General features: G+C 63.4%; 17 protein-coding genes. 14 read left to right on the forward strand and 3 right to left on the reverse strand.

Annotated features, from left to right (window positions below; genetic code table 11):
- Positions 1-19 precede the first annotated feature (19 nt).
- Both ACSU04_RS17195 and ACSU04_RS17200 read right to left on the reverse strand, forming a co-directional pair.
- Positions 20-1,051, reverse strand: coding sequence for a LacI family DNA-binding transcriptional regulator (locus tag ACSU04_RS17195; RefSeq protein WP_439283432.1), 1,032 nt, complete (start codon positions 1,049-1,051; stop codon positions 20-22).
- A gap of 182 nt (positions 1,052-1,233) precedes the next feature.
- Complete coding sequence (locus tag ACSU04_RS17200) at positions 1,234-2,466, reverse strand: MFS transporter (protein ID WP_439290419.1); 1,233 nt, start codon at positions 2,464-2,466, stop codon at positions 1,234-1,236.
- A 59-nt stretch (positions 2,467-2,525) separates the two neighbouring features.
- On the opposite strand from ACSU04_RS17200, the gene ACSU04_RS17205 reads away from it, so the two are divergent.
- The 8 genes from ACSU04_RS17205 to ACSU04_RS17240 all read left to right on the forward strand — a co-directional run bounded on the left by ACSU04_RS17205 (position 2,526) and on the right by ACSU04_RS17240 (position 10,708).
- A complete protein-coding gene (locus ACSU04_RS17205) occupies positions 2,526-3,587 on the forward strand; it encodes a LacI family DNA-binding transcriptional regulator (RefSeq protein WP_439283452.1) in 1,062 nt (353 codons plus the stop codon).
- Positions 3,588-3,785: 198 nt separating this feature from the next.
- Entirely contained in the window at positions 3,786-4,805 is a 1,020-nt protein-coding gene (locus ACSU04_RS17210; protein ID WP_439290420.1) for an ABC transporter ATP-binding protein, read from the forward strand.
- Entirely contained in the window at positions 4,798-5,748 is a 951-nt protein-coding gene (locus ACSU04_RS17215; protein ID WP_439290421.1) for a carbohydrate ABC transporter permease, read from the forward strand. The genes ACSU04_RS17210 and ACSU04_RS17215 overlap by 8 nt, the downstream gene beginning before the upstream one ends.
- Positions 5,745-6,650, forward strand: coding sequence for a carbohydrate ABC transporter permease (locus ACSU04_RS17220; protein ID WP_439283458.1), 906 nt, complete (start codon positions 5,745-5,747; stop codon positions 6,648-6,650). The genes ACSU04_RS17215 and ACSU04_RS17220 overlap by 4 nt, the downstream gene beginning before the upstream one ends.
- A gap of 79 nt (positions 6,651-6,729) precedes the next feature.
- A complete protein-coding gene (locus tag ACSU04_RS17225) occupies positions 6,730-8,025 on the forward strand; it encodes an ABC transporter substrate-binding protein (protein WP_439283460.1) in 1,296 nt (431 codons plus the stop codon).
- Positions 8,026-8,092: 67 nt separating this feature from the next.
- The gene (locus tag ACSU04_RS17230) at positions 8,093-8,833 is read left to right on the forward strand and encodes a glycerophosphodiester phosphodiesterase (protein ID WP_439283462.1); all 741 of its coding nucleotides are present in this window, start codon (positions 8,093-8,095) and stop codon (positions 8,831-8,833) included.
- Positions 8,830-9,918 (forward strand): galactitol-1-phosphate 5-dehydrogenase, encoded by a 1,089-nt coding sequence (locus ACSU04_RS17235; protein WP_439290422.1) that lies wholly within the window; start codon positions 8,830-8,832, stop codon positions 9,916-9,918. The genes ACSU04_RS17230 and ACSU04_RS17235 overlap by 4 nt, the downstream gene beginning before the upstream one ends.
- A gap of 4 nt (positions 9,919-9,922) precedes the next feature.
- Positions 9,923-10,708 (forward strand): DeoR/GlpR family DNA-binding transcription regulator, encoded by a 786-nt coding sequence (locus ACSU04_RS17240; RefSeq protein ID WP_439283464.1) that lies wholly within the window; start codon positions 9,923-9,925, stop codon positions 10,706-10,708.
- Positions 10,709-10,768: 60 nt separating this feature from the next.
- Here ACSU04_RS17240 and ACSU04_RS17245 read toward each other — a convergent pair whose 3' ends face one another.
- A complete protein-coding gene (locus tag ACSU04_RS17245; protein ID WP_439290423.1) occupies positions 10,769-12,277 on the reverse strand; it encodes a hypothetical protein in 1,509 nt (502 codons plus the stop codon).
- A 138-nt stretch (positions 12,278-12,415) separates the two neighbouring features.
- Here ACSU04_RS17245 and ACSU04_RS17250 point away from each other — a divergent pair, with 138 nt between their 5' ends.
- The 6 genes from ACSU04_RS17250 to mnhG are packed head-to-tail and all read left to right on the forward strand — an operon-like array spanning position 12,416 to position 18,716.
- Positions 12,416-15,361 carry a Na+/H+ antiporter subunit A gene (locus ACSU04_RS17250; protein ID WP_439283468.1) on the forward strand — a complete coding sequence of 982 codons (2,946 nt, stop codon included), beginning with the start codon at positions 12,416-12,418 and terminating at the stop codon, positions 15,359-15,361.
- Positions 15,361-15,942 (forward strand): Na(+)/H(+) antiporter subunit C, encoded by a 582-nt coding sequence (locus tag ACSU04_RS17255; protein ID WP_439290424.1) that lies wholly within the window; start codon positions 15,361-15,363, stop codon positions 15,940-15,942. Before ACSU04_RS17250 ends, ACSU04_RS17255 begins: the two co-directional genes overlap by 1 nt.
- Complete coding sequence (locus ACSU04_RS17260) at positions 15,939-17,498, forward strand: Na+/H+ antiporter subunit D (RefSeq protein WP_439283471.1); 1,560 nt, start codon at positions 15,939-15,941, stop codon at positions 17,496-17,498. Before ACSU04_RS17255 ends, ACSU04_RS17260 begins: the two co-directional genes overlap by 4 nt.
- On the forward strand, positions 17,495-18,064 hold the full coding sequence (locus ACSU04_RS17265; protein ID WP_439290425.1) for a Na+/H+ antiporter subunit E: 570 nt from the start codon (positions 17,495-17,497) through the stop codon (positions 18,062-18,064). The genes ACSU04_RS17260 and ACSU04_RS17265 overlap by 4 nt, the downstream gene beginning before the upstream one ends.
- Positions 18,061-18,330 carry a monovalent cation/H+ antiporter complex subunit F gene (locus ACSU04_RS17270; RefSeq protein ID WP_439283475.1) on the forward strand — a complete coding sequence of 90 codons (270 nt, stop codon included), beginning with the start codon at positions 18,061-18,063 and terminating at the stop codon, positions 18,328-18,330. The genes ACSU04_RS17265 and ACSU04_RS17270 overlap by 4 nt, the downstream gene beginning before the upstream one ends.
- The gene (mnhG, locus tag ACSU04_RS17275) at positions 18,327-18,716 is read left to right on the forward strand and encodes a monovalent cation/H(+) antiporter subunit G (protein WP_439290426.1); all 390 of its coding nucleotides are present in this window, start codon (positions 18,327-18,329) and stop codon (positions 18,714-18,716) included. Before ACSU04_RS17270 ends, mnhG begins: the two co-directional genes overlap by 4 nt.
- The last annotated feature ends 14 nt before the right edge of the window (positions 18,717-18,730 follow it).

Consider the following 18,730-nt stretch of genomic DNA (forward strand, 5'->3'; position numbering starts at 1 on the left):
GGTTCGGGTGTGGTGGGGATCAGAGAGACGCGGGGGCAGCTGTGGATTCGCGCACGACGAGTTCTGTCATCAGATCCACCCGGGTCGACGACGGGGCGCGGCCGTCGGCGAGGGTGAGCAGCATCTGTGCGGCGAGGCCGCCCATCTCCCGCAGTGGCTGGTTGACGGTCGTCAGTGCAGGATTCAGCCATGCGGTGATGGGCAAATTGTCGTAGCCGACCAGGGAGAGGTCGTCGGGGATGCGAAGGCCGCACTCGCGTGCCGCGCGGGTTACGCCGAGTGAGATCTCGTCGGACCCCGCGAAGATCGCGGTCGGACGATCCGGGCGTGAGAGTAGATCGAGACCGTGCTGGTAACCGTTCACCGCCTCGAACTCGCCCCAACGCACCAGTGCCGGATCCCACGTGACCTCGGCCTGATCGTGCGCGCTGCGGTATCCGTCGACGCGGGCGCGGGAGCACAACACATCCGAGGGGCCCATGATCACGGCGATGCGCGTGTGGCCGAGTTCGAGTAGATGCTGGGTCGCGATGAGGCCGCCGTTCCAGTTGTTCGACCCGACCGTGGGGACATCCGTGGGCGGCTTGCCCTGGGTGTCGAGCACGACGAAGGGGATGGAGCGCGCACTGAGCTGGTGGCGCTGAGCCTCATCCAGATCGGAGAGGGCGAGCAGCACACCCAGCGGGCGGCGGGCCATCACATCGTCGAGCCACTGCTGGGTCGGACGGTGCGATCCGCCGAGCTCGGAGAGGACGACGCCGACCCTGGCGGGGCCGGAGATGCGCTCGACGCCGGCGATGATCTCCTGCGCCCAGAGATTGTCCGCCTCGTGGAAGACAAGATCGAGCAGTCGTGCCGACGTGCGGGGTCGTCCGTTGCCGCGCGCTGTCGCAACCGGCTTGCGGTACTCGTGGGCGGAAAGTGCAGCCTCGATGCGCGCGCGGGTGGCGTCTGCAACATCGGTGCGTCCGTTGAGGACTTTAGAGACGGTGGGCGCGGACACGCCCACCTCGGCGGCGATCTCGGCGATCGTCGGACGGCCATTCGCCATTGTGCACCCCTCGAAACTATCGGTAAAGCGTATCCAAGTCGTGTGGTGATTGTCACGTCTTTCACCAACTTTACGAAAGGGCTTGACGGCAGCGCCGTGTTTTCACAGTGTCGACGGATGTAAATGTTTCGAACTATGTGCCGAAACTTTCGAACTCCTCGACCCCTCTTCCGCGACCACGTTCACTTCGTGCCGCGGCCCACCTTCGTATCTGCGTTGAGCGGTTTCGCGGCTCCCGTGAAGAGACCGGATGCCACGACCAGCGCGACCAGAATGAACAGCGTGTTCAGCAGCCCGATGTGTTCGCTGATCAGGCCCAGAATCGGCGGACCGCCGAGGAATGCAACGTAGCCGATCGTCGCGGCCGCGCTCACGCGGGCGGCCGCCTTCTCCGGTTCGTCGGCTGCCGCTGACATGCCGAGCGGGAACCCGAGTGAGGCGCCGACGCCCCAGAGCGCCGCACCCACGAACACGAGGGGGAGCGACGGCGCGAGGATGAACAGCAGAATGCCTCCCGCTGCGGCGACAGCGAGGATGCGCAGCACGAGCACGCGGCCGAACGTGTCAACCAGTGGGCCGCCGAAGATCCGTACCGCAGTCATGCACACCGAGAAGACGGTGAGTGCGGCGGCGCCCATGGCCGTTCCGCCGCCATGGTCTTCAGAGACACCGAGCGCGAGCCAGTCATTCGCTCCACCCTCGGCGAACGCCATGCCGAGCATGACGACCCCGAGCGCGTAGGTGCGAGGCTCGCGCCAGGCCGACAGTGCGACGTGCATTCGCTCACGCCAGTGCGGCTTCTCGCCGGGCTCTGCCGGATCGAGTGTGGCCTCGCGGTTCGGCACGTTCGCGATGCAGACGAACGCACCGACGAAGATGATCGCGGCGGCGACGAGTGCGTGTGTGGCGACGCTGATGTGCCAGTTCGTCGCAGCCCACCCCGCGCCCGCGCCGATGACTGTGCCGAAGCTGAAGAACGCATGGAACAGCGGCAGGATCGTCTTGCCCGCCTCCTGCTCGATTGCGGTGGCCTCGACGTTCATCATGACGTCCAGGCATCCGTTGCCGAAACCGAACAGAGCGAGACCGATGATGACGACGGGGAACGACGCGAGCACGGTCGTGCCCACACCGATCAGGGCGATGCCGATCGAGAGCGTGATCATCAGAGCGAGCATCCCTCGTCGCGCGCCGGTGCGCGCCATGACGGCGGGGCTCGTCGAGATGCCGAGAATCGAGGCGATACCCATGCCCAGCAGCAGCAAGCCGATCTGTGCGTTATCGATCTCGAGTGTGAGCTTGATGTCGGGTACGCGTGAGGCCCACGTGGCAATCGAGACGCCGCTGGCGAGGAAGATCGCGAAGATCGCGTTGCGCCAGCGAACGTACTGCGAGCGGGTGAGGGCAAAGTCCATGCACAGAGCGTATCGAATCGATTCGATCTACGCCAACGAATTCGGGTTATCCTCGGGATATGACCGCTGACTCTGCACCACGACGTGCGACCATCGCCGATGTCGCCCGCGAGGCGGGAGTGTCGACATCGACGGCATCCGTTGTGTTCAGTGGCAAGACGAAAGTCTCGGATGCGACGCGCGAACGGGTCCTCGTCGCGGCCACGAAGCTGGGTTACGCCGGTCCTGACCCGAGGGCTGCGTCCCTGCGCAGGGGCCGCAGCGGCATTGTTGCGGTGGTGCTTGAGGGTCAACTACGCGCCGCCTTCCTTGATCCGGTCACCATTGCGATGATGGATGGGCTCACGGATGGGCTTGCCTCGCTCGGGGCCGGTGTGCTGCTGCTGCGAGATGATCCGGAAGATGACGAGGCCTCAGCGCTGACGACGGCGCCGGTGGACGCTGTCGTGCTGATCGGATGCTCCGGACGAACTCGCGAGTCGCTGGAGCTCGTGCGAAGTCGCGGACTGCCGGTCGTCGTGATCGAAGGGGACGCGGGGGAGGGCGTCCCGCGCATCACTCTGGACAATGGTGAGGCGGCCGCTGAGATCGCGCGGTACGTGCAGAGCCTCGGACATGAACGCGTCGCCACCGTGACTCTGGCCCTCGACAGCGATCGCGTGCGCGGGCCGATCAGCCCGGATCAATGGAAGCGGGCAACAGTCGACGTCACGCGTGATCGTTTCGCTGGCGTACGGGGAGTCTTCCCCGATGTGCAGGCGATTTCGGCCGGCGGCAGTTCGATCGACGAGGGTGTGATCGCCGGGCGTGCGTTGCTCGCCGATCCCACCAGCAGGCCGTCGGCCGTACTCGCGCAGAGTGACCTGCTTGCGGCGGGCGTGATTCGCGCAGCGGAGGAGTTGGGGCTGCGCGTGCCAGAAGATCTCAGTGTGGCCGGCTTCGACGGCATCCGTGTCGACGGCATCGGTGAGCACGTTCTCACCACGATGGTGCAGCCTGCCGTCGAGAAGGGGCGCGCCGCCGGGGAGCAGGTCGCGCGGATGCTCCGTGACGAACCCTCGTCATCGTTGCACTTCACATGCCGTTTCCGCGCGGGCACGACGACGGCGGCGCCCGCCTGAGTTTCGCGATGTTTCGTTCTTGGGTGTCAATGGCGTTGAATTCGTAGCTTCGAAACTAAACGCAACATGAAGATGCAACTTCATAAGTAAACGCAAGATGACGTCTCAGCCAATCTCACTCAAACGAAGCATCTTTCGGCCGGATGGACAGGTATCTCTAGAGAGGTACAGGTCAGCAATCTGGGTGGAGGACGCCGCGTGGGATCGATTGAGTTTCGAAGGATTACGAAGAGTTTCGGTGACAACACGGTCATCGATGACCTGAATCTGAAAATCGAAGATGGCTCGTTCACGGTTCTCGTAGGTCCGTCCGGGTGCGGCAAGACCACGCTTCTGCGGATGATCGCAGGACTCGAGACTCAGACCTCGGGACAGCTTCTGATCGACGGGCGGGACGCGACGCACACTCGCCCAGGTGAGCGGGACATCGCGATGGTCTTCCAGAACTACGCGATCTATCCGACCATGACCGTTCGCGGCAACATTGAATTCGGCTTGAAGAACAACAAAGTCGGACGCGCTGAACGCCGCGAGCTTGTTGAAAGCATCAGCGAGACCGTCGGCCTCGCGGACTACCTCGAACGCAGCCCGAGCACACTTTCCGGCGGTCAGCGGCAGCGGGTAGCGCTCGCCCGCGCGATGGTCAAAAAGCCTGGTGTCTTCCTCATGGACGAGCCGCTGTCGAACCTGGATGCCAAGCTCCGATTCCAGATGCGCGTGGAGCTCATCGAGCTGCACAAACTTCTCGGCACCACGTTTGTCTACGTCACGCACGATCAGGGTGAGGCCATGTCCATGGCAGACACGATCGTGTTGATGGACGCGGGGGCGGTGCAACAGCAGGCCGCACCAGAGGAGATGTACCGGCATCCGGCGAATGTCTTCACCGCGCAGTTCATGGGGATCCCGCCGATGAACGTCGCCGACGCCGATGTCGACGGCATCCGCATCGGATTCCGGCCCGAGGATGCCCTGCTCTCCTACGGCCCCGCGACTGAGGAATTCTCGACGCGAGGCACCATCGTGACACGCGAGATGCTCGGTTCAGAGACGGTCTACCAGGTGCGCACGCAGAACCAAGTCTTCATGGTCAAGTCGACTGATTCGAGTCTTGACGTCGACCGAGAGGTGAACCTCGCAGTGGCCGCCGCGAACCTGGTGCGGTTCGGCACGGACGGCATCCGGATCGCATCCAATGCGGCGAGCATCCATGCCTGAGAACGTGGTGACGGAAAAAACCGCGCACCGGGAGCAGGCGAACCGGAGAGCGCCGAAGCGGATCACGAGTTCGAGGACAGTGGGCTCCCGCCTGCGGCCATATCTCATGGTCGCGCCGGTGCTCGTCGGAGTCGGCTTGTTCGTCTTGTACCCCATCATCTACCTGGGCCTTCTCAGCGTGCAGGACTACAACCTGCTCAACCCGGCGATGAATGAGTTCATCGGGTTCGATAATTACCTGGAGATATTCTCGCGCGGCGATTTCTATGTCGCGTTGGGTAACACCCTGATTTACACCCTGGGCACAGTCACGCTGACTCTGGCCTTCTCGATCATCTGTGCACTGTTCCTGAAGAAGCACGGGGCGTTCAACTCCTTCGTGCAGGCGGGTATCTTTACTCCCCACATCATCTCGATCGTGTCGATCTCCCTGGTCTGGCTGCTGATGATGGAGCCGAGCTTCGGGCTGATCAACACCGTGCTCAAGTCGCTCGGGTTGCCGACCTCGATGTGGCTTCAGAGTTCGGAAACCTCGATGCTCTCGATCATCATCGTCTCTGTCTGGCACAGCACCGGGTACTTCACGCTCATCGTGCTCGCCGCGTTGCATTCCATCCCCGCTTCGATCTACGAAGCGGCCGCGCTCGACAACGCCGGTGTCTTCCGCGTCTTCTTCCGCATCACGCTGCCGATGCTGTCTCCGCAGCTGTTCTTCATGCTGATCATTTCAACCATTGGCGCATTGAAGGTCTTCGACACCGTGAACATCATGACCGGAGGCGGTCCGAACAACTCCACGACGACGCTCGCCTACTACATCTTCCAAAACCGCACGAGCAACATCGGCTATGCCTCGGCGTCCGGCATCGTTCTCATGCTCATCGTGGCGGTGTTCACCGTGGTCTACTTCCGCGTTCTCTCGAAGAAGGTGCATTACCAATGAGCATCGACATCAAGGAACCTGTTCTCGTCGCGCAGCCGGCGGAGCCTGAGCGCGACGTCATCCTCCCCCCGCGCAAGCCTGTCCTGGCGGCTGTCGGGCGTGTGCTCGCCGTAATCCTCAAGGTCCTTCTTCTGTTGAGTTTCATCGGACCTTTCCTCTGGATGCTGTCGACTTCGCTGCAGACGACAGATGAGACCATGCGGTTCCCGTTGACGCTGATTCCCGAGGTGCCGCAGTTCAGCAACTATGTCGATGCGATGACCGCCGGCCCCTTCTTGACGTACTTCCGAAACTCGGTTGTGGTCACCGGCAGCATCATCGTGTTGCAGTTGGCGCTCATGATCCCGGCGGCATATTCTTTCGCCCTGTACGAATTCCGGTTCAAGAAGATCCTGTTCGGCGTGGTCCTGTTGGCGTTCATGATCCCGGGCCAGGTGACCTTCATTCCGGTATATCTGATGATGGCTGACTGGGGCCTGATCCAGACCCTGATACCGCAGATCGTGCCGGCGATGACCAACGCATTCGGCGTCTTCCTGCTTCGTCAGTACTTCATGCAGGTGCCCAAGGAGATCATCGAGGCTGCGCGTCTAGACAACGCCAGCGAATGGCGGATCATGCTCCGCATCATGGTCCCGATGTCGATCCCCGCGTTGGCAACCGTCGTGCTGTTCAGTTTCGTCTCCCATTGGAACGACTACTTCTGGCCTCTGGTGATGACCGACTCGGCAGATGTGCGGCCGTTGCCGATCGGTATCGCGATGCTGCGCCAGACCGAGGGCATCAGCCAGTGGAACGTGATTATGGCCGGAAACGTCATCCTCGTCGTGCCGATCCTGATCATCTACTTCTTCGCGGCGAAGCACATCATCCGTGCCTTCGCATACTCCGGGATCAAATGATCGTCCCCCCTGAACCATTCCTTTCCCTGAAACATCCCTGTTCCGCGCGCTTGCGCACATCACGAAAGTTAGGAAATCCATGAAGATCTCGAAGGCGGTACGCACAGGCCTTGGCCTCGTGGCTGTGGCCTCGTTGGTTTCGCTCGTCGGTTGCTCGAGCAGCGGCGGCAATGACGGCAATGACGGGGAGTCGTCGTCGGACGGCCCTGTCACGATCCAATTTTGGCACTCGATGGGCGGCGCGAACGGTGAGAGCCTTGATCGCGTCGTCGAAACGTACAACGAGTCGCAGGACGATGTCGATGTCGTCGCCACATTCCAGGGCGGCTACGGTGAGGCGCTCACCAAGCTGCAGCAGGCGATTCCCGCAGGAACCGCGCCGGACATCTCAATGCTCGAGCGTGCGTTCGTGCCGCTTCTGGCGGAGTCCAAGGTGCTCGCCGATATCAATCCGTACCTCGAATCGTCCGGCATGTCGGAAGACGATTTCGTCGAGGGGCTGATGGGCAACGTCACCTTCGACGGCGCGTTGAATGCCATCCCGTTCAACCGCTCGAGCCCGATGCTGCATGTCAACAAGACGGCGCTCGACGAGGCTGGGCTTGAGATCCCGACGACATGGGAGGAACTCGAGACGGTCGCCAACGCGCTTGTGGTGAAGGAGGGCGAAGAGGTCTCCCGATACGGCGTCACGATGAACTATGAAAGCTGGTGGCCGATCTCGCTCATCGTTCAGCAGGGTGGTGGCTTCTTCAACGAGGACGCTACTGACCTCGGCTTCGATGAAGAGGGGGTGGAGGCATTCGACTTCATCAAGGGCATGCAGGAGACCGACGCGCTGTACTACCCGCCGACGACCGATTCCGGAACGGTGGTGTCGCAGATGTTCCTGAGCGACCGAGTCGCGATGGTGATCAACTCCAGTGGCAGCATCGGCGGCTATATCGAGGGTGCCGATTTCGACTACCAGACAGCATTCCTCCCCGAGGGTGAGCGTGCAGCGGCACCCACCGGAGGCGCGAATCTCATCATGCTAGATGCGTCTGAGAAGAAGGATGCCGCGTGGATGTTCCTCGAATGGCTGGTGACGGACCCAGAGGGTGGCGCTCAGTTCATCATGGACACCGGCTATGTTCCCTTCACGCCTGCGATGGCGGAGTCCGATGCGTTCCAGGAGCTGTTCGAGGCTGAGCCGCAGCGTGAGGTGGCGTACGAGCAGCTCGCGAACTCGATCGACACCAACAACAGTGCACACTTCGCTGAGGTCGACGCAGAGTTCCTCAGCACGATCCAGGCGATCATGTACGACGACGCCGACATCGAGGGGTCGCTGGCCGAGTTCCGTCAGCGCGCACAGGCGATCCTGGCCGACTGAGCAGTCTACGCAGGCGGCCCGGGTGGGCGTGAGCCCGCCCACCCGGGCCCGGATGAACGGAAGAGCAATGAAGATCAGAGGCATCGCCCACCGCGGATACTCGGGCAAGCACCCCGAGAACACACTCACCGCGCTGAGGGCAGCGGTGGACTTGAACTACAGCCACGTCGAGTTCGACGTGCAGCTGACACGCGATGGCATCCCCGTCTTGATGCACGACTACACGGTCGACAGGATCGCCGGTCGCCCGGGGGCAGGTGCAGTAGCTGATCTGACGCTGGCCGAGCTGCAGTCATTTGAGCTTGCCGAGGGTGAGCGTGTGGCGACGCTGGAGGACGCGCTCAACCTCGTCCATGGCAGGATCACCGCGATGGTGGAGATCAAGCAGGCAGGCCACCTGTATCCCAGGCTTGAGGAGAAGACCCTCGAGTTGCTGCACTCGACGGGGGTAGCCGATGACTGCATCGTCATCAGCTTCGATCACTTCGCCATTCAGCGACTGCGACGCCTCGACGATGACATCCCGCTCGGGCTGACCAGCAGCTGCGCTATGCCATATGTCTTTGACTTCATGGACGAGACGCGGTGCGAGTTGCTTGGCGTGCCGGTGCGAATGCTGACACCGGAGTACGCCCGTATGATCTCTGAGCGCGGACACATCGTGGGTCCGTGGGTGGTCAACTCGATCTCGGACATGGAGCTCATTGCTGCTTCCTATCCCGACACGCTGATCACGACCGACGAGCTGGAGCGTTGGTCTGAGTTCTATCTGTCTCATCCGGAGCTGCACCGCGAGGGAACGGCATGACGGTCGTCGATGCCAACCAGCCGATGATGACCGCAGCTGTGCTGCACGGTCCGAACGACCTGCGCGTCGAGCAGATTCCGCGACCAGCTCCCGGGCCCGGCGAGGTATTGGTCCGCGTCATGGTCAGCGGAATCTGCGGATCCGACCTGCCACGCGTGCTCGCAGGCGGCGCGCACTTCTATCCACTCGTCCTCGGCCACGAGTTCTCGGGAATCGTGGCCGAGCGCGGCGCCGGCGTATCGACAGCTGTCGGCACTCGCGTGGCGGGTGCGCCGCTGCTGCCGTGTCGGGACTGCGAGCACTGCGAACGCGGTCACTTCAGCCAGTGCGGGCAGTACTCCTTTCTCGGATCGCGCATCAATGGTGCGTGGGCGCAATACGTCGTCGTGCCGGAGACCAACGTGCTGCCAATCGCGGACAGCATTTCGTTCGAGTCGGCTGCGATGATCGAGCCGTCCTCCGTCGCGCGCCACGCCTTCTCGCTGGCCGAATATGCCGGTGGCGGTCGTGTCGCGGTCGTAGGGGCGGGCAACATCGGGGTCATGGCGATTCAGTGGGCGCGCATTCTCGGTGCCGAGCAGATCACCGCGTTCGATGTCGACGACTTACGGTTGCAGACGGCAACACAACTGGGCGCGCATCTGGTCGTGCGGCCCGATCAAGAGAGCGATCTCTGGCTGAACGCCACGGAGGGCCACGGCTTCGATCTTGTGATCGAATCGTCCGGCGTTGCGGAGATATTCGCCCAGACTCTGCAACTGGTCGCGAAGAAGGGGCAGATCGCCTTCGTCGGCACGCCTACCCGAGCGGTCTCCTTCGAACCAAGCGTGTTCGAGCTCCTCAATCGCAAAGAGGCGAAGATCGTCGGCTCTTGGATGTCATACAGCGACCCGTTCCCTGGACTGGAATGGACCGAGACCATAAGCGAGCTCGAAAGTGGACGGTTGGTGTGCGAAGACTTCGTCGCAGCACGTGTACCGCTGAACGACGCAGATCAGGCCTTTGATCTTTTTCGCGCAGATGAACCAGTTCGTGGGAAAGTGCTGTTGTGCGATGCAGGGTACTTAGCGACCGGGAGGGTGTGATCGGATGATGGTCAAAGAGGAACGTCGTCGCTATCTGGCGATCGAACGGCGGGAGCTGATCCTGGATCTGCTCCGCGAGCACCGAAGCGTTGAGGTGTCGGCTCTCTCAGAGGAGCTCGGTGTCTCTGAGGTCACAGTTCGCAAGGACCTCGAGAAGCTTGAGATCGAGCGGCTCATCGTGCGCAGCCATGGTGGGGCCGTTCTCAGCGCCGGACTTCTCATCGAACCCTCATTCGTGGAGAAGGATGATCAGCTCGCCGAAGAGAAGGCAGCGATCGCCGCCGAGGCGGCATCCTTGGTCGGTGACGATTCCATCGTCGCGCTCGCGACCGGCACGACCGTCGGTCGGCTGCCGGCGATGCTGGCGGGCCGTGGAGGTCTGCGAGTGGTCACCAACGCCGTCAACGTCGCAACCGCCTTCCTTCCTCATGGTGTGGATGTCTTCCTCACCGGAGGAACGATCCGCCCTCGTACCTTTGGTCTTATCGGCGAGGTGGCGGAGCGTTCGTTGGATGGTGTGATGTGCGATTTCGCGTTCATCGGCACGAACGGCATCAGCTTGGAGAGCGGGCTCACGACCCCGAACATGGACGAGGCTCGTGTTGTGCGCGCCATGATGAACAGCGCTCGCCGCGTGGTTCTGCTCGCAGACCACAGCAAGTTCCCGCACACCGCGTTCTACCGCATCACGCCGGCGGAGCGTGTGCACATGATCATCACGGACGCCGGAGCGCCCGTGGAAGAGGTCGAACGGTTGCGCGCGGCCGGAATCGAGGTACGCGTCGTCTGAACAGGAGAACGAAACCCCACCTGTTCGTGATGACGGTCGACGGAGTACGAGCTAAGGCAGCTAGGAGCGCGGCGGACCCAGCGGCGGCGCGACCGGCGTGAAGTCGTAGATCGTGTACTGACCGCACTCGATCACGTCGGTCGGCAGCGCGTTCGTGTGCAGCCCCCAGGCGACGCTCTGCGCATCCTCGATCAGGAACGTCACCTCGCCCACCTCGAAGTCCGTGCGATTGACGAGCCACGCGTAGGCGTTCAGCTGGTGGTCGACCTGCACCAGTTGCGATGGGTCATCGAGGTGCAGCTTCGGAAGACGGACGGTCCAGAACTGTCCGGCGCCGGTCTGGCCCGATGCGCCTATCCAGTCGTTTACACACGCCAAGTCATCGTTCGGATGCTGCGCCGCTGTCGCCAAACGCGGGACGCTGAGGCCCCCACCAACGACAAGCACGACGCCGACGGCCGCGGTGATCGCCGTCATGGTGCGTCGCGGCATCCGCACGGCGCGAGGCGATGCGACCAGCGCGAGTATCGGGGCGAAGGCAGCGGGCTCAAGGTATCGAGCGGCGTGCGTGCCCAGTGCCACTGCACCGACCGTCACGAGCACCGGCATCACCCAGGCGGATGCAGCGACGAGCCGGGCTCCCACACTCTCGGCGCGCAGCGTCTGTCGCACGGCGAACAGCAACAGCACCAGCAGCACGGCGCAGCTGATCGCACCGAGCGGTGAAGAGAGACGGTCGGCGAGCAGGTCTCCGTAGTACCGCACAGACTCGGGCCAGAGCGCGGGTCGGGCGTACTCGGCGCCGGTTTTAGTGATCCATGCTGAAAGTGGAATGCGTCCGATGAAGCCCAGCACTGTGCCGCCGACGAGCCAGCCAAGAAGCATCAGCGCGCGCTGCCGAGATGCGGCGTAGACGGCAGCTGCGCCGAGCATGATGCCCAGCGGCACCGTTGCCCATGCGGCAAAGAGTGGATTTGAGAGCACGGATGCGGCAGCCACGACGCCCAGCCACACGGGAAGTGCCCGGCCCAGAATCGGTCGGTCAAAGCTGCGCCGGATGATGCCGACACTCAGTACGACCGCGATCACGGTCGCCGAGTAGTACGTCGTCGTCGTCAACAGCGATGCCAGCTCGAGAGAATCACGCGAGCTTGTGGTCTCAGTGGCGGCGATCAGGCAGAAGGTCGCGATCGCGATGACAGACCACGCGACGGGGGCATAGCCGCTGCGTCGGCGCCCAGCGGCCAGGCGTACGGCGCCGTACAGCGCCACCAGATTAACCACTGCGCCTGCGGCCAACACGACGTTGATGTCGAGGGACAGCAGCTGGCCCAGCATCCAGAGCACACCGAAGACGAGAATCTCGGGAAGGAAGAGCACGCTCGACATCGCCCAGTCGAAGCGCTCTCCATCTGCAATCGACCGCACTAGCAGCGCGACGGCCATGGAGTCTCCGTCACGGAAGACCAGCTCCGCGCGCGCCGTGGACGCGATCTGAGCCACCGTGGCGATCGCGATCAGGATAGCGGCGATCCAGCCACTGGTCTCTCGTGTCCACGTGCGCCGCATCTGTCCACTCTTTCATGCTGGTCCCGGTCGGAAGGCCGAAGCCCATTTTGGGGATGGCGTGACTATGCGGCGGGTAAACTGTGAAAAACCCCTGCCCGCCTGTGCCGCAAGGCCGACGAGCCCTTTGAGGAGCCGCCGATGCTAGTGCTCCTCGTCGTGTTCCTTCTCGGGGCTCTTCTTCTTCCCGTGTTGGTCCGTTGGCTCGGAGCGCAGGCGTTTGCCATCGCCGCACTCATTCCCGCTGCGGCATTTGTGCACGCGCTGGTGTTGACGCCGCAGGTGCTGGCTGCTGATCCGGCGCCGTTCGAGACGATCGAGTGGATCCCGCAGCTGGGGCTGAATCTCTCCATGCACATGGATGTGCTCGGGTGGGTGCTCACTCTCATCGTTACCGGTGTCGGTGCGCTCGTGCTGCTCTACTGCCGTTGGTACTTCTTCGACGACTCCACCGATCTCGGTCAGTTCGCCGGCGTCCTGCTCGGTTTCGCGGGTGCCATGTACGGCCTGGTGCTCACCGACGACCTCGTCCTGCTCGTGATGTTCTGGGAAGTCACCAGCATCCTCTCCTACCTCCTGATCGGTCACTATCGTCGTCGCGCGGCCAGTCGTCGTGCGGCGCTTCAGGCGCTTCTGGTGACGACCCTCGGTGGACTGGTGATGTTCGTCGGCGTCGTGCTGCTGGTGGTCGATACGGGAACATCGAGCATCGCCGAGATGCTCGAACTCGCGCCGACCGGTCCCGTCGTGAACGCGGCGATCGTGATGCTGCTCGTGGGCGCGCTGAGCAAATCGGCGATCTTCCCGTTCCATTTCTGGCTCCCCGGAGCCATGGCCGCTCCCACGCCCGTCAGCGCGTATCTGCATGCGGCGGCGATGGTCAAGGCCGGTATCTATCTCATCGCTCGGTTCGCGCCGATCTTCGCGCTGTCTGATCCCTGGCGACCGATCGTCGTCTCGCTCGGTGTGTTCACGATGCTGCTCGGCGGAATCCAGGCGCTGCGCGAAACTGACCTCAAACGCATCCTCGCGTTCGGCACGGTGAGCCAACTGGGGTTCTTCACCGTCGTGGTCGGCTATGGCACTCAGGCGACCGCACTCGCCGGCCTCGCACTGGTGATCGGTCATGCACTGTTCAAGTCGGCGCTTTTCCTCATCGTCGGTGTCATCGACCGTCAGCTCTCTACGCGAGATATCAACGAACTCTCCGGCGTCGGCAGACAGGCACCGGTGATGGCGACGGTCGCCTTCATCTCGGTGGCCTCCATGGCCGGTATCGCGCCGACCATCGGCTTCGTAGCCAAGGAATCAGCGCTGACCGGTCTTCTCGACGATGCGCTGGGCGGCTCGACGTGGGCGCTGGTGGCACTGATCGGCGTGATTCTGGGATCCATGCTCACCGCGGCATATGGCGTTCGATTCCTGTGGGGCGCGTTCTGGAAGAAGCGCGATACGCACGGCGCCCCTCAGCCGGACACGGTCTGGCCTGACCCCCCGGTCGGCTTCCTGTCGGCGCCGATCATCCTCGGCGGTCTGACGCTCGCCGCCGGCATCGGCGCCCCGGCGATCGACGTGGCATTGCACGGTTACGCCGTCACCGCCACTCCGGGCCTGGACGCCGCCGGCCAGGCTGTCGAAGGGCCGGGCCATCTCGCCCTCTGGCACGGATTCGAGCCCGCTCTCGGTATCTCGGTGCTCTCGGTGCTGCTCGGTATCGTACTGTTTCTGCTCACCCGCCGCACCGGATGGGATCGCAAGCCGCGTCTGCTGAAGTTCACGGCCGCCGACGTGTATGCCCTGGTCATGCGTGGCGTCGACCGACTCTCGGTCATCATCACGACGTTCACCCAGCGCGGTTCACTGCCCGTCTATGTCGGCACGATCTTCATCGTTTTCGTGGTCGCCGAGACCACTGCCCTCCTCGCCAGCGACCTCGACCGCATCAATCTCTCCGCGTGGCACACCCCGACCCAGATCGCCGTCGCCCCGATCATGGCCATCGCCGCCGTCGTCGCCGTGCAGGCGCGCAAGCGCTACACCGGCGTCGTGCTCGTCTCTGTCACGGGCCTCGGCATGGTCGTACTGTTCGCGACGAGCGGTGCACCAGACCTCGCCCTCACGCAGATCCTGGTCGAGACCGTCACGCTGGTGACCTTTGCCCTGGTGCTGCGCCGACTGCCGGCTCGCATGGGAGAGCACAACGCCTCGGTGTCGCGCATCCCGCGCGCGGTTCTCGCCATCGGCGTCGGCGTCACGATGGCGTGCATCGCTGTCGTGGCGACACAGGCACGCATCTCTGACCCGATCTCGCTCTCCTTCCCAGAACTCGCGTACGAACTCGGTCACGGCAAGAACGTCGTCAATGTCGCCCTCGTGGACCTCCGTGGCTGGGACACCATGGGCGAACTCTCGGTGCTGGTCCTTGCCGCCACAGGCGTGGCATCCCTCGTGTTCGTCACCCATCGCGATGACATGCTCTCCCAGCGGCCCTCGCTGCCCAAGCGTGTCAAGCGCAAGGTGCGGATCGCACCACTCGTCGAGACGACCGAAGGCATCCGATTCCAGACCGCCGAGAACCGCAGCAACCCGCGGGCCTGGCTGGTCGGCGGCCAGCAGATGAAGCCCGAGGACCGCTCGATCCTGCTCGAGGTGATCGTGCGCATCCTGTTCCATACGATCATCGTCGTGTCGATATATCTGCTGTTCGCCGGACACAACGGTCCCGGCGGCGGTTTCGCTGGCGGCCTGGTCGCGGGCATGGCTCTCGTCATGCGATACATCGCCGGCGGACGCTGGGAACTGGGCGCCGCCGCACCGGCGGATGCCGGTCGCCTCCTCGGCGCCGGACTCATTCTGTCCGTCGGCACCGCAGTGGTGCCGCTGTTCTTCGGTCTGGCCCCGCTGACGAGCTCGTTCTGGGAGTGGGAGATCCCCGGTATCGGACACATGGAATTCGTCACCTCCACGATCTTCGACGTCGGCGTCTACCTCGTCGTCATCGGGCTCGTCCTCGATGTGCTGCGCAGTCTCGGTGCCGAGGTCGACAAGCAGGCGCACGAGCTGCGCATGCGGGGGGTGAGCCGCTGATGGACGTCTCGCTCACGCTCATCCTCGTCATGGCGGTGCTCTTCGCGGCCGGCGTCTACGCCATGCTGGAGCGCAGCCTCACCCGGGTGCTGATCGGCTTCCTGCTGCTGGGCAACGCCACGAACCTGCTGCTGATGATCGTGATGGGCGTACCAGGCAATGCGCCGTTCTACGGCGAGACCGACATCAGCGATCCGCTGCCTCAGGCCCTCACACTGACAGCGATCGTGATCACATTCGCCGTCTCAGCATTCCTGTTGGCGCTGATCTATCGCTCCTGGCAGCTGGGCCAGGCAGACACCGTTGAGGACGACGAGGCCGATATCGCCCTGCGTGAGCGCACCGACGACGACGAAGACGTCCTGGACGACGAGGACTTTGCCGAGGACGAGGATGCTACAACCGACTTCGTCGACGTGCGCACCTCTCCGATCACGGTGCTGCAGATGCGCGATCATCCCGCGATTCACGACGACGCACCCGTGGACAGGGTGTGGACGCCGCCGGACACCACCACAGCATCCGACGTAGCAGCACCTGACGACGAAGCATCCGGCGACGGAGAGGAGGATCGCACGTGACCGCGCTCGTTCCTCTTCTGGTCGCACTCCCGCTGCTGGGCGCGGCGATCACCCTCGTGTTCGGGCGCAGCCCGCGGCTGCAGGTGTTCGTCAGCGTCGCCACCCTCGTCGCCGTCGCGGTGATCGCCGCGGTGCTGCTGATCGCGGTCGACGGCGGCACTCCGCTGGCGGTATCCGTCGGCGGTTGGCCGGTGCCGTTCGGCATCGTGCTCTATGTCGATCGACTGGCCGCGCTGCTGGTGCTGATCTCGAGCATCGTGCTGCTCGCGGTGCTGTTCTTCTCCATCGGCCAGGGTGCGGCAGACGGCACGGATGAGACACCGATTTCGATCTTCAACCCGTCGTATCTGATTCTTGCCGCTGGTATCTTCAACGCCTTCATCGCGGGTGACCTGTTCAATCTCTACGTCGGCTTCGAGATTCTGCTCGTCGCGTCGTATGTGCTGATCACGCTCGGCAGCACCGAGTCTCGCATCCGCACTGGTGCGGTCTACATCGTCGTTTCATTGGTCTCGTCGATCATCTTCCTTGCGGCGATCGCAATGATCTACGGCGCCCTCGGCACCGTGAACATGGCACAGATCGCCGAACGCATGACCGAGCTGCCGCAGGAGACCCAACTGGTGCTGCACCTGATGCTCCTCGTGGCATTCGGTATCAAGGCGGCCATCTTCCCGGTGTCGTTCTGGCTGCCTGACTCCTACCCGACGGCCCCTGCACCTGTCACGGCCGTCTTCGCCGGCCTGCTGACGAAGGTCGGTGTCTACGCGCTGATCCGGACCGAGACGCAGCTGTTCCCAGACAACAGCATCAACACGCTGCTGCTGATCGTCGCACTGGCGACGATGGTCATCGGCGTACTCGGCGCCGTGGCGCAGGCCGAGCTGAAACGAATACTCTCGTTCACGCTGGTGAGCCACGTCGGATACATGATCTTCGGCCTCGCCATCGCGACACCTGCGGCCGTCGGCGCGACGGTGTACTACATCGTGCACCACATCGTCGTGCAGACGACCCTGTTCCTTGCCGTGGGTCTCATCGAGCGCAGAGCAGGCAGCACATCGATTCTGCGAGTGAACGGACTACTGAAGGCGGCGCCGCTGCTCGCTGTGCTGTACTTCGTTCCCGCCATCAACCTCGGCGGTCTGCCACCGTTCTCAGGGTTCATCGGCAAGTTCGCGTTGTTCGAAGCCGCGGCATCCGTGGGTACTCCGCTCATGATCGTGTTGATCTTCGCTGGCATCCTGACCTCGCTGCTCACTCTGTACGCGCTGATGCGCGCATGGAACCTCGCGTTCTGGCGCGAGGAGGCGGACTCGACGGAGACCGATGCTGACCGCCGCATCTCCTACCTCGACAACGCTCCCGCGGCCGACGAGCAGAAGGAGCGTCGCAGGATCCCGCGGATCATGACTGTCGCCACCGGCGGCATGGTCGGTGTCACACTGCTGTTGACGATCTTCGCCGGTCCTCTCTATGCGCTATGCGACCGCATTGGTGACTCGCTGTTGCAGCCCGTGAACCTCGTCCAGTTGGAAGAGGAGGTGGCACCGTGAGTCCCGACGCCCGCCACGTGCTGCGTGATGTGTGGCTGCAGATGCCGTTCCTCGCCTGGCTCGTCCTGCTCTGGATGCTGCTGTGGAGCCAATTCACGGTGCTGTCGTTCGTCACCGGGTTCGTCGTCGCGATCTTCGTCACCCGTGTCTTCCGGCTGCCGACGATCGAGCTCTCGGGGCGCATCAACCTCTGGTACGCGGCGCTGTTCGTCGTGCAGTTCCTGTTTGCCGTGTTCGCCGGCGCGATCGCCGTCACCCTGCAGGTGTTCAACTTCCGCCGTCAGCCGGGCGCGGCGATCATCGGCGTGCCCTTGAAATACGCGGACGACCTGATCATGACGCACGTCTCTGTCACCTCCTCTCTGATCCCCGGTTCGCTCGTGGTCGAGACGGATCGTGACCGAGGCATCCTCTACCTGCACATCATCGGCGTGCGCACACGGGCCGATGCCGATGCACAGCGTGAGGGTGTTCTGCGCTGGGAGAAGAGAATCGTGCGGGCGCTCGGCAGCCCGGCGCAGTATCGCGCGCTGAAGGCGGACGAGCGCGCAGGAGGTGAGCGATGAGCATCCTGATGACTTTGATCGTGGTGGTGTTCGGGCTCGCGGCGATTCTGGCAGTGTTCCGGATCATCCGCGGTCCGTCGATTCTTGACCGCGCCGTGGCATCCGACGTCCTCCTCACCGAGGTCATGTGCGTGCTGGGTGCCGAGATGGCGATCAACGGACACACCCGCAACATTCCCGTGCTGCTCATCATTGCCGCTGTTGGTGTGTTCGGATCGATCTCGGTTGCCCGCTACGTGGCGCGAAGGGACAACACGACATCATGAACATGCTCGGTCTTGAGATTCCGGATTCCGTCATCGACATTGCGGTACTGGTACTGATCCTGCTTGCCGCCGTGTTGTGCCTGTCGGCGTCGGTCGGACTGCTGCACTTTCGCGATGTGCCCTCTCGCCTGCACGCTGCGACCAAGCCGCAGGTGCTCGGCGTCATCCTGATCTGCCTGGCGATCGCACTCTCGCAGCGCTCGGTCGGGGGCATCCTGCTCGGCCTCGCGCTGGTGGCGCCGATCGTGCTGATGCAGTTCGCCACCGCGCCACTGTCGGCGCACATGGTCGGACGTCAGGCGTATCGAAACGGCTCGACTGAGGAGCGTCGGCTCGTCGTTGACGATCTTGCAGACTCGAAGCAGACCCCGCCCGGCGCGGGCTGAGCCACGGAACACTC

The sequence above is a fragment of the Microbacterium sp. A84 genome, from assembly GCF_051842815.1.
Taxonomy (GTDB): Bacteria; Actinomycetota; Actinomycetes; order Actinomycetales; family Microbacteriaceae; genus Microbacterium.

Coding starts and splice junctions, on each gene's coding strand:
- ACSU04_RS17195 (WP_439283432.1), bottom strand. CDS start 1,051: ATGGCGAATGGCCGTCCGACGATCGCCGAGATCGCCGCCGAGGTGGGC.
- ACSU04_RS17200 (WP_439290419.1), bottom strand. CDS start 2,466: ATGGACTTTGCCCTCACCCGCTCGCAGTACGTTCGCTGGCGCAACGCG.
- ACSU04_RS17205 (WP_439283452.1), top strand. CDS start 2,526: ATGACCGCTGACTCTGCACCACGACGTGCGACCATCGCCGATGTCGCC.
- ACSU04_RS17215 (WP_439290421.1), top strand. CDS start 4,798: ATGCCTGAGAACGTGGTGACGGAAAAAACCGCGCACCGGGAGCAGGCG.
- ACSU04_RS17220 (WP_439283458.1), top strand. CDS start 5,745: ATGAGCATCGACATCAAGGAACCTGTTCTCGTCGCGCAGCCGGCGGAG.
- ACSU04_RS17225 (WP_439283460.1), top strand. CDS start 6,730: ATGAAGATCTCGAAGGCGGTACGCACAGGCCTTGGCCTCGTGGCTGTG.
- ACSU04_RS17230 (WP_439283462.1), top strand. CDS start 8,093: ATGAAGATCAGAGGCATCGCCCACCGCGGATACTCGGGCAAGCACCCC.
- ACSU04_RS17235 (WP_439290422.1), top strand. CDS start 8,830: ATGACGGTCGTCGATGCCAACCAGCCGATGATGACCGCAGCTGTGCTG.
- ACSU04_RS17240 (WP_439283464.1), top strand. CDS start 9,923: ATGATGGTCAAAGAGGAACGTCGTCGCTATCTGGCGATCGAACGGCGG.
- ACSU04_RS17245 (WP_439290423.1), bottom strand. CDS start 12,277: ATGCGGCGCACGTGGACACGAGAGACCAGTGGCTGGATCGCCGCTATC.
- ACSU04_RS17250 (WP_439283468.1), top strand. CDS start 12,416: ATGCTAGTGCTCCTCGTCGTGTTCCTTCTCGGGGCTCTTCTTCTTCCC.
- ACSU04_RS17255 (WP_439290424.1), top strand. CDS start 15,361: ATGGACGTCTCGCTCACGCTCATCCTCGTCATGGCGGTGCTCTTCGCG.
- ACSU04_RS17270 (WP_439283475.1), top strand. CDS start 18,061: ATGAGCATCCTGATGACTTTGATCGTGGTGGTGTTCGGGCTCGCGGCG.
- mnhG (WP_439290426.1), top strand. CDS start 18,327: ATGAACATGCTCGGTCTTGAGATTCCGGATTCCGTCATCGACATTGCG.